The following is a 12,654-nucleotide window of genomic DNA, read 5'->3' as shown; positions in this document are numbered from 1 at the left end:
ACGCGCACGGCCGCCGTGTTACCTGCGCTCGATCGGCGCACTCGGCACAGCGGGTGCGATTCGCCTTCGATCAGGTCTACGCGTCGAATCTCGGGCAATTCTATAGCAACTTGCGCTGGCCGGTCATCTCGAGTCATTTGCCGTACGGACGCTCGGCAAGCTGCCTAGGCTTCGGATCTTGTTGTCCGACCGCCTGGAGCCCCCCGATGACGATGTCCCCGTCCTCCGCGCACAGCCGCGCGCCGCATGGTTCGCCGATCGACACCGACGGCCCGCGGATCCTCCTGTATTCCAACGAATTCGCCGCGGACCCGCATAGCGCCTATCGTGAGATGCGGGCGCGGTACGGCTCGCTGGCGCCGGTGGAACTGGCGCCCGGCGTACCGGCGACCTTGGTGATCGGGTATCACGCCGCCGTGCGGATCGTGAACGACCCGGACCACTTTCCGGCCGACCCCCGCACTTGGCAGCAGGACATCGCCGCCGACTGCCCGGTGCTGCCGATGATGCAGTGGCGGCCGAACGCGTTGCGGAATGCCGGGGCCGAGCATGCCCGCTACCGGCAAGCCAATGTCGCCGGTCTGGAGAAGATCGACCTGTACGGCTTGCGCGACACGGTCGCGCAGCTGGCGACACCGCTGATCAACTCGTTCTGCGCGGACGGATCCGCGGATGTGGTGCGCCAGTATGCTTTTCCGCTCTCCTTCGCGGTGCTGAACGCCATGCTTGGCTGCCCGGCCGAGATCGCCCAGCGCGCCGCCACCGGCATGGCCGCGATCTTCGAGGGTGTCGAGGCCGAGCGCGGGAACAAGATGCTCATCGATTCGCTGGGGGAGCTGACCGTGTTGAAACGGGCCGAACCCGGTGACGACATCACCTCGCGCATGCTGCGGCACCCGGCCGGGCTGAGCGACACCGAAATGGTGCATCAACTCGGCACGTTGTACGGCGCGGGCATCGAGCCCCAGCAGAATCTGATCGTCAACACGCTGCTGCTGATCCTCACCGATGAGCGGTTCGGCGGCAGTGTGCTCGGTGGCAGCCTGTCGACCCGGGACGCCTTGGACGAGGTGCTGTTCAACGATCCGCCGATGGCCAACTTCTGCTTCAGCTTCCCGAAGCAACCGATCCTGATCGACGACGTCTGGTTGCCCGCCCATCAGCCGGTCGTGATCAGCATCGCCGCCTGCAACACCGATCCCGCGATCCGCGCCGGACGATACGCGGGCAATCGCGCCCATCTCGCGTTCGGCGGAGGTCCGCACGCGTGCCCGGCGAATTCCCTGGCTTACCTGATCGCCCAGGACGCGATCGACCAGCTGCTCGACGCCCTGCCGGAGATCCGCCTCGCGGTCCCGCTCGGTGAGCTGACCTGGCGTCCCGGCCCGTTCCACCGAGCGCTGACCGCTCTGCCGGTCGTCTTCCCGGAGTCCCCGCCGCTGCCGCTGCTGTAGGCCGCGGGCGGCCGGACGTAACGAGCGGTTGTTTCATCAAATCGAACTTGAAAGTTCGGGACGCCGAACATTATCATCTCTGTGCATGAAGGTTCGGCTCCACCGCGTGCTCGCTCTGTCTCCGCGCCGATGGGTGGCGGCCATGGCGGTGAGCGCCCTGGCATGCACTCTCACCGCCTGCGCCGGGACGGAGGCCGGAGCCGGCGACCGGCCGGTGGTGCTCACCACGTTCACGGTGCTCGCGGACATCGCCCGGAACGTGGCGGGCGAGCACCTGACGGTGGAGTCGATCACCAAGGCGGGTGCGGAGATCCACGGCTACGAGCCGACACCGGGCGACATCAAGAAGGCGGCCAAGGCGGATCTGATCCTGGACAACGGCCTGAACCTGGAGGCGTGGTTCGCCCAGTTCGTCTCCGACTTGCGGGTCAAGCACGTCGTGGTCAGTGACGGCATCACCGCGCTGCCGATCCGTGAGGACGCCTACCAGGGCAAACCGAACCCGCACGCGTGGATGTCGCCGCACAACGCCCAGATCTACGTCGACAACATGGTGCGCGCGTTCGCTGAGCTCGCGCCCGCCCACGCGGCCGATTTCCGCGCCAACGGGGAGCGGTACAAATCCGAGCTGCGCACGGTGCAGGACGAACTGACCGGCACCTTGAACGCCCTACCGCCGAACGAGCGCGCTCTGGTCACTTGCGAGGGCGCTTTCTCCTATCTGGCCCGCGACGCCGGACTCACCGAGAAGTACATCTGGGCGGTCAATGCCGAGCAGCAGGCCACGCCCCAGCAGATCGCGTCGGCCATCGACTTCGTCCGAGGGCAGCGGGTACCCGCGGTGTTCTGTGAGTCCACGGTGTCGGACGCGCCGATGCGCCGGGTGGTCGAGGCCACCGGCGCGGCGTTCGGGGGCGTGCTGTACGTCGATTCGCTGTCGGAAGCAGACGGTCCGGTGCCGACCTACCTGGCATTGATCCGGCACGACGCGCAGACGATCGGCTCCGCGCTGACGGGTCACCGCCCATGAGCGCGCCCGCGATCGAGGTGCGCGGCGTCACCGTCCGTTACGGCGAGGTGCCCGCGCTCGAGAATGTGAATCTGACCGTGGATCCGGGGCAGGTGTGCGGTCTCATCGGGATGAACGGCTCCGGTAAGTCGACCTTGTTCAAAACGATCATGGGTCTCGCGCGACCCGACCGGGGGACGGTGCGGATCGGCGGCGGCGCCCCCGTCGCGGCGCGCCGGGCGGGCATCCTCGGTTACGTCCCGCAAAGCGAGGACGTCGACTGGACTTTCCCGTTGTCGGTGCGCGAGGTGGTGATGACCGGGCGATACGGCAGGCTCGGTCTCACCCGCCGGGCCCGCAAGGCCGATCGCGAGGCCGTCGCGCAGGCGCTGGAACGCGTGGAACTGACCGATCTCGCCGACCGGCAGATCGGTCGATTGTCCGGCGGGCAGCGCAAACGCGCCTTCGTCGCGCGCGGCCTGGCACAGGGCGCGACCGTTCTGCTGCTCGACGAGCCGTTCGCGGGGGTCGACAAGCGTTCGGAGGCCACGATCACCGCATTGCTGCGTGAGCTCGCCGGCGACGGCGCCACCATCCTGGTGTCGACGCACGATCTGCACGCCCTGCCCGGCCTCGCGGACGAGGCGGTGCTGCTGATGCGCACGGTGCTCGCCCAGGGCAGCCCCGAGGAGGTGCTGCGCCCGGAGAACTTGGCCAGGGCGTTCGGCCTGGATGTGATGAACCGGGTGTGAGCCCGGCCGAGTGTGGGACGGACGCATGAGCTTCACCGAAATATTCACCGACCCCTTGCGCTACGAGTTCATGGTGCGTGCGCTGGCCACCACCGTGACCGCGGCGCTGGTGTGCGCGGTGCTGTCCTGTTGGCTGGTGCTGATCGGATGGTCGCTGATGGGGGACGCCGTCTCGCACGCCGTGCTGCCCGGCGTAGTGCTGGCCTACATCCTTGGGCTGCCGTTCGCGGTGGGCGCGATCGTGTTCGGGTTCCTGGCGGTGGCGTTGATCGGCGTGGTGCGCGACACCAGCCGGATCAAGGAGGACGCCGCCATCGGCATCGTCTTCACGACGCTGTTCGCGTTCGGGTTGGTGCTCGTCTCCGTGACGCCCAGCCAGACCGACCTCAACCACATCGTGTTCGGCAACCTGCTGGGCGTCAGCCGCGGCGAGCTGGTCCAGGTGGTGATCCTGGCCGCGATCACCCTCGCCGCGCTCGTCGTCAAACGTCGCGACTTCACCCTCTACGCCTTCGACCCCACGCACGCGCACGCCATCGGCCTGAGCCCCCGGTTGCTCGGTACGGCACTGCTCGGCCTGCTCGCCCTCACCGCCGTGGTAGCGCTGCAAGCGGTCGGCGTGGTCCTCGTGGTCGCCATGCTCATCATCCCGGGCGCGACGGCCTACCTGCTCACCGACCGCTTCGGCCGGATGCTGATCATCGCCCCCTCCGTCTCGGTGACCTGCGCGGTGGCGGGTCTGTACCTGAGCTACCACCTGGACACGGCTCCCGGCGGCATGGTCGTGGTCGTCCAGGGCCTGGTCTTCACGGCCGTGTACCTGTTCGCGCCCCGCCAAGGTGTGCTCGGGCGGCGGATCTTCGCGGCACGTCGGTGGGAGGATGCGGATTCGGTGCGCATTCCGGAGTGAGGACTCCCCGGCGGCGTTCGAGCTACCCGCTCCGGGCGAGGAGCCGGTATCGACTCTCCAACCCGTCGAGCAGCGAGTCCAGACCGACTTCGAAGGAGTCCCGATCGATGCGTTGCTGCCGCTCGGCCACCAGGTGCGCCTCGTGCAGATGCGGGTACGCGTCGGCGTAGACCGCGACGTCGGAGGGGAAGCCCGCGGCGAACGATCCCAGTGACGCTCCGGTGAGGAAGTAGCGCATGGCCGTGCCGACGGTGGTGGCCTCGCGGCGCGGCCAGCCCGCCGCGACAAGGCCGCCGAAGACCGCGTCGGCCATCCGCAAGGCGTTCGGTCGATGACCGGGACCGCCGGCCAGCGCGGGAACGATGTTCGGGTGCGCCGCCATCGCGGTGCGGTAGGAGCGCGCCCACTCGCGCAGCGACGAGCGCCAGTCCGGATTCCGGGCCGACAGCCCGTCGAACATCGAGATGTCGACTTCGCCCAGGACGGCGTCGACCACGGCGTCGATCAGGTCGTCCTTGGTGCGGACGTGGTTGTACAGCGACGGCCCCTGCACGCCGAGCTCGGTGGCCAGCCGCCGCGTGGAGACGGCGGCGAGGCCCTCGGCGTCGACGAGGGCCAGCGCGGTCTCGATGATGCGGTCGCGGGTCAGTAGCGGCCGCCGCGGTCGGGCCATGGGCGACTCCTTTCGGTTCCCGCATTCTCGCAGGCGAACCGGGGAAGGCCCGCGCCGTCGGCCGACGGGCCGTACGGGTGGTGATTCGCACTGACCTCGACCGAGACGACCGGCTCGAACCGGCGCGGCTGGCTCGACAGCCGGCGCGTCCCGGCAGCCCTGACCTTCTTGCGCAGCACCGATGCGGCACCGGACCGGCCTGGCCCGCACCGTGGTGGTGGACCGCGCGCCGCATGCGCGATGATTCTGTCTCGTGGTGGATTACACGACGATTTTCGATCGGGTCCGTGGCTCCCTGCTGGGCGGTGCGGTGGGGGACGCGCTGGGGTGGCCCATCGAATTCCTGCGGCTGGAGCAGATCAGGCAGCGCTACGGCGACGACGGGGTGACGGGCTTCCTGCCGCAGCATGCCGTGGACGCGCCGCAGCAGATCACCGACGACACCCAGATGACGCTGTTCACCGCGGAGGGATTGCTGCGCTCGCAGCCGGGCGCCGATCCGGTGCCCGCGCTGCGCCGGGCTTATCTGCGCTGGTTGCAGACCCAGCGCCAAGAGGAGCCCGCACCCTATGTCGACGGGTGGCTGGCGAGTCTGCCTTTCCTGTACGCGGTGCGCGCACCGGGGAACGCTTGTCTGTCCGGTCTGAATCAGCAAGCGCGGGGATATGTCGCGCCGGCGGCGCTGGGCGAACCCGGACCGGTGAATGCGCATTCGAAGGGCTGCGGCACGGTGATGCGGTCCGCCCCGTTCGGGCTGGCCGGTGTGGGGCCGGATCAGGCCTTCAGCACAGCGGCACGGGCCGCCCAGCTGACGCACGGACATCCCACGGGGTACCTCGCCGCGGGTGCGTCGGCGGCACTCATCGATCGCGTGGTGAACGGCATCGAGTTGCCGATCGCGGTGCGCGAGACCGTCGATCAGCTTCGGCCTCATCCGGCGAGCGCGGAAACCGTGGAAGCGCTGACCCGGGCGGTCGAGTTGTCCGAGGAGGCGGTCTCCGCCGAACAGGTGGAGCGAATCGGGGAGGGGTGGATCGCCGAGGAGTGCCTGGCCATCGCGGTGTATTGCGCTCTGTACGCGGCCAGGACGGGCGATGTGCGCGCGGCGCTGCTGCTGTCGGTGAACCACTCCGGCGACTCCGATTCCACCGGTGCGGTGGCGGGCAATTTGATCGGCGCCGTGCACGGTGTCTCGGGGCTGCCGATGGAGTGGGCGGCGGCGGTCGAGGGGCGCGACGTGCTGGTCCGGGTCGCCGACGATCTCGTCATGCACTTCGGTCTCGGCGACCGGTCCGCGCTCGCCGAGCGTTACCCCTCCGACGAAGGCCTGTGATGACGATCAGTCGCCGCGGCTCCGCCCCGGGGTGGAAGAGGAGGAGTGCTCGACGGTTCGTCAGGGACCGTTACGCACCGAGCGTGCGGGCCAGGTGCGGCCAGGAGTCGTGCAGGTCCGTCTCGAACTGGCCCCAGGTGTGCGAGCCCTCCGAGCGGTTGACGTGGATCGCCGGTAGCCCGAGTTCCGCGAGACGATCGGCGAAGGCCGCCGTGCAGGAACCCGCGATCGCCTCGAGCGGCGGGAAGGGCAGGCCGCGATCTATCGCGCCCGGAGTGCCGGAAGCGGCGGACAAGTAGATGGTTTTCCCGGCCAGCGCGGTCGCATTGGCGAAAGCGTCATGTGCCCGCCAGACGGCGTCACCCGGCGAACCCCACATATTGCCCGGGTTGCCCCCGCCACGAATGACCTGCGCACTGACCATCGCCGCGCCCGCGGCGTCCGCGGCCCACGGGCACCCGCTGTAGGCCGCCACGGCGTCGTACACCTCGGGCGCCTGGATCGCGAGGTCGATCGCGGAGCCGGCGCTCATCGACACCCCGGCGATCGCGTTGCGCCCGGTCGTCCCGAGTTCGGCGTCGAGGGTCGCCGGAAGTTCCCGGGTGAGATAGGTCTGCCACCGGTTGCGTCCGACCGCCGGATCGTCGGCGAGCCAGTCGGTGTACATGCTGTAGGCGCCCCCGACCGGCATCACCACGTTGACCCGCTTGTCGGCGAAGAACTCGCGGACGTCGGTGTCGTCCCACCACGAGATCCCGTCGACTCCACCGCCGATGCCGGTGAGCAGATACAGGGTGGGCGCCGGACCGCCCCCCGCCGCACGGATCACCCGATTGGTGACCACCCGATCCATGGACGGCGAGTAGACATCGATCTGCGAGGCCGAGCCGCCGAGAGGAACCTGTCCGACCACGTGTGCGCGCACCGGCTCGGCCGCGGCAGGTCGAACGGCGAAGACGGATACTGCGACAACGGTCGCCAGCGCGCTGGCGAGCGCGCCCAAATACTTAGAAGCACTCACTATTCTGTTGTACCCATCTGCGCCGACGGCACTCCCTGTACCGGAACGTTTCTCGGCAATCATGGCGTCGAACATCAATGAGATCAACGTTTTCGGGTGTCGTGTCGATGGAACCGATTGTCCGCAGAGAAATGTCGCTGCCTCGTCAGGTCACGGCACGCTCCGGAGCGTTCCCGCTCGAGAGCTCTGGTCACGGTCGCCTCGTCGGGTGGTCCGCAGGACACCGGCCGCCCACAGCGCCACGCCGATGTACAGCGCCTGCTCCGGGATGCGTGCCCACAGCGGCGTCGCGGGTGCGCCGTTGAACGGGATGTCGGAGACGGCCGCGTAGATGTTGGCGGGCAGCAGCACGACGAACAGGGCGGTGAGCCCGAGCCCCGCGGCCCGGCGGGTGCGCGCGAGGAACAGGCCGGCCGCGCCGAGCAGCTCCAGGACACCGGTCAGGTAGACCATCGCGCCGGGAAACGGGGCGAACGGCGGCACCATCGGGAGCAGATCGGCGTGGGTGGGAACGGGCGAGTCCGCGAATGCCTCCGGCAGGAAATGCGTTGTGCCGGTCATGATCAGCATCACGCCGAGGGCGTAGGCGGCGCAGGTGGGCCAGGCGGCGAACCGGCGCGCGCCGAGGGCGCCCGCCGTGCGCGATGCGAGCAGGGTGGTGAGCAGAACGATGAGGGTTTCCATCACGCCTCCATGGCGACAGTCCGGCCGGGGGCCGGGGTGGTGGTGAGCCGGATGAGCAGGAAGAGCAGGACGCCGAGCGGCGCGAACAGGATGGTGAGCGCGAGTAGCGGGCTGATCAGCAGTGATGGAAGACCGCGGGTGCGGCTGTCCAGGAAGATCCAGCGCCCGAGGAACAGGTCGAAGGCCACGAAGTGTGCCCATGCCGCCGCGGCTCCGGAACTTTCCCCGAGTACTGTCCTGAGCCCGGACAGCTCCGGGCGGATCAGCGCCGCGGCGAATGCGCCGAACTCGGGCGCGACCAGTGCCGCATAGATGAGCAGGGGAGGAAGGCAGATGAGCGGTGAGGTGACGAGGGCGGCGGTTCGCCGCCATTTGGGCGCGAGGATCATCAGTGCCCAGAACGGCGCCGCGAACCAGAAGGTGAGGTCGAAGAGCAGTTGCGTCATCGGCTCGCTCCTACCGGGAAGTGCCGCGCCACAACATCTTTCGATCGCATCGCGACGGCCGTGATCACCGCCGCGGCGAGCGCGATCGCGGCGAACGCGGCAAGGGTGGCCGCGTCGGGATGGACCACCGACTGCCCGCGCAGCGCCTGCCAGGTCAGCACCGTGAGCAGCGCGGTGTAGGTCGCCGCGGCGATCACCACGAGCGTTCGCCTGGTCTGCGCCGAGCGCAAGGCCGGGATTCGCCGGGACCCGTACTCGACGACGAGCAGTATCAGGGGAAGAACCTGCAACGCGTGCATGCCGAGGAAATGCGGGACGCGCAGATCGCCGCCGGCCGTGCTCCAGCCGAGGAGGGGCAACCCGGGCCCGCCGTCGGAAAGCCCGACGGTGTGGGCGCCGCTGATCGCGCCGCCCGTCGCTCGCTGCTCGGGCGTCGGCGGCACCATCAGCATTCCCAGTGCGGCGCCCGCGAGCGAGAGCACGGCGCCGGATCGGATCGCCGCGTTGCGCGCGGGGTCGGTTGCCGGGTCGGCGAACAGCGCCGCCGACGCGATCAGGGTGGCGATCCAGACCACCACGATGGACGACCCCATGACCTCCCACAGCGCCGCGTTCAACGGCGTCGTGAAATTGAAGTGACTGGTCGTCCCCCGCACGATCTGGGTGGTGATGACGATGAGTTCCACCGCCAGGCCGAGCGCCGCGACCGTCCCCGCCCACCAGGCGATTCGCCGCCATCGAGTGAGCTGGGCGAACAGCCACGCCCAGGTCACGGCGTAGATCAGCACGGAAAGGGCGAACTTCGCGGATTTGGCCCAGATCGGCAGGCCGGTCAGGGTGCGGTCATCGACGATCATGCCCCCGATCGACCAGATGACCAGGAGTGCCATCGCCACGGCGAGCAGCATCAGGGGCCGATGCCAGGAGAGTGCGGGAAGACGCTGGAAGAGGGCGGTCACGACAGGTAGACCTTTCGAGAACTGTAACTATCGATAGTTGCACTATCAGTTTAAATTATGGATAGCTGTACTATCTACTGTCAAGAAGCCGACCCAGTCCGAGGAGTCCGATGCGGATCGCCGAGCTCAGCCGCGTCAGCGGTGTCCCTTCCGCGACGATCAAGTACTACGTGCGCGAGGGGCTGTTGCCCTCCGGTGTGCGAACCCATCGCAATCAGGCCGAATACAGCGATGCCCACGTGGGCAGGCTGCGACTGATCCGGGCGCTGGTGGACATCGGCGGCGTGTCCATCGAAGCGGCGAAAGAACTGCTCGCGGCGCTGGACAGTGGCAGTCTGTCGGCGCGGGACTCGCTCGGCCATGTGCAATACGCGCTGGGCGGGCGGAGGTCGCAGGTCGGTGACGCGCGACAGGAGGCCGCCGCGAAGGACGTGGCGGCACTGCTGGATCGGCGCGGCTGGCAGATCGACGACGACAGCCCGGCGCGCGGCACCCTGGTAGACGTCTGCGCCGCCCTGCGTCTGCTCGGCCATGACGACGTGGTCGCCGCGATGGACGACTACGCGGGCGCCAGCGAAGCCATCGCGGCCACCGACATCGCCCTGGTCCGCGACGAACCCGGCCTGGAACGGATGACCGAAACCGCGATCGTCGGAACGATTCTGGGCGACACCATGCTCGCCGCGCTGCGCAGGCTGGCGCAGGAACATCTGTCCAGCACGATGTTCCCGCCCGGCGACGCCGCGGACGGCGGCCGCGGCGAGGTTTAGCCCGGCCTTCGCGCGGCATGCCGAATAGAGGACCGACCCGAGGCGAAAGGAGAGTCGCTCATGACCGGCCAGCTGGATGGAACGCGTGTGCTGATCATCACCGCGAACACGGGAGTGGAGCGGGACGAGCTGTTGGTGCCGCGCGACGAACTACGCAAGCGCGGCGCGCAGGTCACCCATGCCGCGCCGAAGCGGGAAGAGGTGCAGACGTATCAGCACGACACGGAGAAAGACGCCGTCGTGCAACCGGATACGTCGCTACACGAAGTCTCCGTGGACGATTTCGACGTGCTCGTCGTGCCCGGCGGCACGGTGAACGCGGACAAGCTGCGGGTCACCGACCGCGCGATCGAATTGGCCAAGGAGTTCGCGGGTGCGGGCAAGCCGATCGCCGCGATCTGCCACGGGCCCTGGCTGCTGGTGAACGCCGAACTGGTGCAGGGTAAGACGCTGACCTCGTACTTCTCGCTTCGCGTCGACATCGTCAACGCGGGCGGCGAGTGGGTCGACGAAGCGGCGGTCCGCTCCACCGAGGACGGCTGGACGCTGCTCACCTCACGCAACCCCGGCGATCTCCCCGATTTCACGCACGCCATCACGCGTGAAGTGGTTCCTGCCTCGAGGTGACCCGCCGATCTTGCCGAGCCTGCCGATTCAATGGGCGGGCAGCGGTTCTCGCGGGTCGATCGCGATGCCGAGATCGCGCAGCCGGTTGTCGATGAGCAGCCAGCATTCGGTGGTCAGGCGGTCGACGAGGGCGATCTCGGTGGTGTCGTGGTGCTCCAACCACCAGCGCACCGAGGCGTCGACCAAGCCGAGCAGTGCGACCACCACCCGGTCCGCGGCCAGCGGGTCGACCCCGAATTCCGGCAGGTAGCGCGCCGCCGCCGCGGAGATCTCGGCGGCGAAAGCGCTCCCGCCGACGCGCGGCTCGTTGCGGCCGCGCCGGTAGTCGCGACCGACCAGGAAGCGATAGAGATTGGGATGTTCGGCGGCCCACCGCACGTGCTGGGCCAACGGCGCGCGGATGATGTCCAGCGGTGTGCCGTGCACGGCCAACTGCGCGCGAATCCGTTCGGTCAGATCGTGATGCGCGTGCCGGGCGACCGCCAAGTCGAGTTCCTCTTTGCTGGCGAAGTGCCGGTAGACGTGTGTCCGGGCCAACCCGGCGCGATCGGCGATCCGGCCGGTGAGCGCGTGCGGGCCGTCCTCCTCGATCGCCGCGATCGCGGCTTGCACGATGGCGCGGCGGCGTTCGTCGCGGCCGGGCCGATTGCTGGTAGAACGTCGCGCGTCGGCGGTGTCCACCCAAGGTTGTCGTGCCACGGTGCTCAGCGTATCGGCCGGGTCGATCTGGTGGTACACCTTGTACCCGGCGGTCTAGTGGTACACACTGTACCCGTAACTATCGGTATCAGACTTTCGCGAGGACACCCCGATGACGACGACCTACCGGTCCGCCTGGCTCGATGACGACCTGGACGCCCTGCGCGAGCTCGCCCGCTCGTTCTTCGCGAAGGAGTTGACGCCGAACATCGACAAGTTCATCGAGCAGCACCACGTCGACCGTGACTTCTGGACGAAGGCCGGGGCGCTCGGCCTGCTGTGCGCGTCGATCCCGGAGGAGTACGGCGGTGGCGGCGGCACCTTCGCGCACGAGGCCGTGCTCATCGAGGAGCAGGCCAAGGCGTTCGACACCGCCTGGGGCGCCACCTTGCACAGCGGCATCGTCGCGCACTATCTGCTGCACTACGGCACCGAGGAGCAGAAGCGGCAGTGGCTACCGAAGATGGCCAGCGGTGAGGTCGTCGGCGCGATCGCCATGACCGAGCCCGGCACCGGCTCGGACCTGCAGAATGTGAAGACCAAGGCGATTCGTGACGGCGACGAATACGTGGTGAACGGCTCGAAGACCTTCATCACGAACGGCAGCCAGGCCGATCTCATCATCGTCGTCGCCAAGACCGACACCAGCGCGGGCGCCAGCGGCATCTCGCTGATCTTGGTCGAAGCCGACCGGCCGGGCTTCCGGCGCGGCCGCGTGCTGGACAAGGTCGGCCAGAAGGGGCAGGACACTTCCGAGCTGTTCTTCGAGGACGTGCGCATCCCGGTGGCGAACCTGCTCGGCACCCAAGAGGGACAGGGCTTCATCCAGCTGATGCAGCAGCTTCCACAGGAGCGGCTGATCATCGCCGTGGGATCGGTGGCCGCGATGGAGGCCGCCCTCGAGGTGACGCTGCGCTACACCAAGGAGCGGCACGCCTTCGGCAAGCCGGTGTTCGCGTTCCAGAACACCAAATTCAAGCTCGCCGAGGTGGCCACCGAGGCCAGGGTGGCCAGGGTCTTCCTGGACGACTGCATCGTGCGGCATCTGCGGGGCGAATTGGACATCCCGACCGTCGCCATGGCCAAGTGGTGGACCACCGACCGCGCCGCGTCCGTCGCCGACGAATGCCTGCAGCTGCACGGCGGATACGGCTACATGAGCGAATACCCGATCTCGCGGATGTGGACCGACAACCGGGTGCAGAAGATCTACGGCGGCACCAACGAGATCATGAAGGAGATCATCGCTCGCAGCCTCTGAGCGGTGTGGCCAACGGTGTTGGCAAACGGCCAACACCCTGTCGGTGCGCGAACCCG

At 68.4% G+C, this 12,654-nt stretch carries 14 protein-coding genes; 8 read left to right on the top strand and 6 right to left on the bottom strand.

Annotated features, from left to right (window positions below; translation table 11 throughout):
• Nucleotides 1–206 precede the first annotated feature (206 nt).
• The 4 genes from ACFU5M_RS18010 to ACFU5M_RS17995 all read left to right on the top strand — a co-directional run bounded on the left by ACFU5M_RS18010 (nt 207) and on the right by ACFU5M_RS17995 (nt 4,125).
• Complete coding sequence (locus tag ACFU5M_RS18010; protein WP_379050274.1) at nt 207–1,454, top strand: cytochrome P450; 1,248 nt, start codon at nt 207–209, stop codon at nt 1,452–1,454.
• 85 nt (nt 1,455–1,539) lie between these two features.
• Nucleotides 1,540–2,484, top strand: a complete 945-nt coding sequence (locus ACFU5M_RS18005) for a metal ABC transporter substrate-binding protein (RefSeq protein ID WP_379050272.1) — start codon at nt 1,540–1,542, stop codon at nt 2,482–2,484.
• Nucleotides 2,481–3,215 (top strand): metal ABC transporter ATP-binding protein, encoded by a 735-nt coding sequence (locus ACFU5M_RS18000; protein ID WP_379050271.1) that lies wholly within the window; start codon nt 2,481–2,483, stop codon nt 3,213–3,215. The genes ACFU5M_RS18005 and ACFU5M_RS18000 overlap by 4 nt, the downstream gene beginning before the upstream one ends.
• Nucleotides 3,216–3,240: 25 nt before the next feature.
• Nucleotides 3,241–4,125 (top strand): metal ABC transporter permease, encoded by an 885-nt coding sequence (locus ACFU5M_RS17995; RefSeq protein WP_379050268.1) that lies wholly within the window; start codon nt 3,241–3,243, stop codon nt 4,123–4,125.
• 22 nt (nt 4,126–4,147) lie between these two features.
• Here the strand turns inward: ACFU5M_RS17995 and ACFU5M_RS17990 are convergent, their stop codons facing one another.
• On the bottom strand, nt 4,148–4,798 hold the full coding sequence (locus ACFU5M_RS17990) for a TetR/AcrR family transcriptional regulator (protein ID WP_379050265.1): 651 nt from the start codon (nt 4,796–4,798) through the stop codon (nt 4,148–4,150).
• A 253-nt stretch (nt 4,799–5,051) separates the two neighbouring features.
• On the opposite strand from ACFU5M_RS17990, the gene ACFU5M_RS17985 reads away from it, so the two are divergent.
• Complete coding sequence (locus ACFU5M_RS17985; RefSeq protein ID WP_379050263.1) at nt 5,052–6,131, top strand: ADP-ribosylglycohydrolase family protein; 1,080 nt, start codon at nt 5,052–5,054, stop codon at nt 6,129–6,131.
• A gap of 70 nt (nt 6,132–6,201) precedes the next feature.
• Here ACFU5M_RS17985 and ACFU5M_RS17980 read toward each other — a convergent pair whose 3' ends face one another.
• The 4 genes from ACFU5M_RS17980 to ACFU5M_RS17965 form a co-directional block, all read right to left on the bottom strand.
• Complete coding sequence (locus ACFU5M_RS17980) at nt 6,202–7,152, bottom strand: alpha/beta hydrolase (RefSeq protein ID WP_379050260.1); 951 nt, start codon at nt 7,150–7,152, stop codon at nt 6,202–6,204.
• 150 nt (nt 7,153–7,302) lie between these two features.
• Entirely contained in the window at nt 7,303–7,836 is a 534-nt protein-coding gene (locus tag ACFU5M_RS17975) for a hypothetical protein (protein ID WP_379050258.1), read from the bottom strand.
• Nucleotides 7,836–8,282 carry an ABA4-like family protein gene (locus tag ACFU5M_RS17970; RefSeq protein WP_379050256.1) on the bottom strand — a complete coding sequence of 149 codons (447 nt, stop codon included), beginning with the start codon at nt 8,280–8,282 and terminating at the stop codon, nt 7,836–7,838. The genes ACFU5M_RS17975 and ACFU5M_RS17970 overlap by 1 nt, the downstream gene beginning before the upstream one ends.
• Nucleotides 8,279–9,241 (bottom strand): hypothetical protein, encoded by a 963-nt coding sequence (locus ACFU5M_RS17965; protein ID WP_379050253.1) that lies wholly within the window; start codon nt 9,239–9,241, stop codon nt 8,279–8,281. Before ACFU5M_RS17965 ends, ACFU5M_RS17970 begins: the two co-directional genes overlap by 4 nt.
• Nucleotides 9,242–9,351: 110 nt before the next feature.
• Between ACFU5M_RS17965 and ACFU5M_RS17960 the strand changes: the two genes are divergently transcribed.
• Complete coding sequence (locus ACFU5M_RS17960) at nt 9,352–10,011, top strand: MerR family transcriptional regulator (protein WP_379050251.1); 660 nt, start codon at nt 9,352–9,354, stop codon at nt 10,009–10,011.
• Nucleotides 10,012–10,071: 60 nt separating this feature from the next.
• A complete protein-coding gene (locus ACFU5M_RS17955; protein ID WP_379050249.1) occupies nt 10,072–10,638 on the top strand; it encodes a type 1 glutamine amidotransferase domain-containing protein in 567 nt (188 codons plus the stop codon).
• A gap of 27 nt (nt 10,639–10,665) precedes the next feature.
• Here ACFU5M_RS17955 and ACFU5M_RS17950 read toward each other — a convergent pair whose 3' ends face one another.
• Entirely contained in the window at nt 10,666–11,337 is a 672-nt protein-coding gene (locus ACFU5M_RS17950; protein WP_379050247.1) for a TetR/AcrR family transcriptional regulator, read from the bottom strand.
• A 112-nt stretch (nt 11,338–11,449) separates the two neighbouring features.
• Here ACFU5M_RS17950 and ACFU5M_RS17945 point away from each other — a divergent pair, with 112 nt between their 5' ends.
• Nucleotides 11,450–12,598 carry an acyl-CoA dehydrogenase family protein gene (locus tag ACFU5M_RS17945; RefSeq protein ID WP_379050244.1) on the top strand — a complete coding sequence of 383 codons (1,149 nt, stop codon included), beginning with the start codon at nt 11,450–11,452 and terminating at the stop codon, nt 12,596–12,598.
• Nucleotides 12,599–12,654: the final 56 nt, after the last annotated feature.

It is taken from the genome of Nocardia sp. NPDC057455 (genome assembly GCF_042802775.1).
Taxonomy (GTDB): domain Bacteria; phylum Actinomycetota; class Actinomycetes; order Mycobacteriales; family Mycobacteriaceae; genus Nocardia.
The sequence above is the reverse complement of the archived record's forward strand: the minus strand, read 5'-3'. Positions and strand labels throughout refer to the sequence as shown.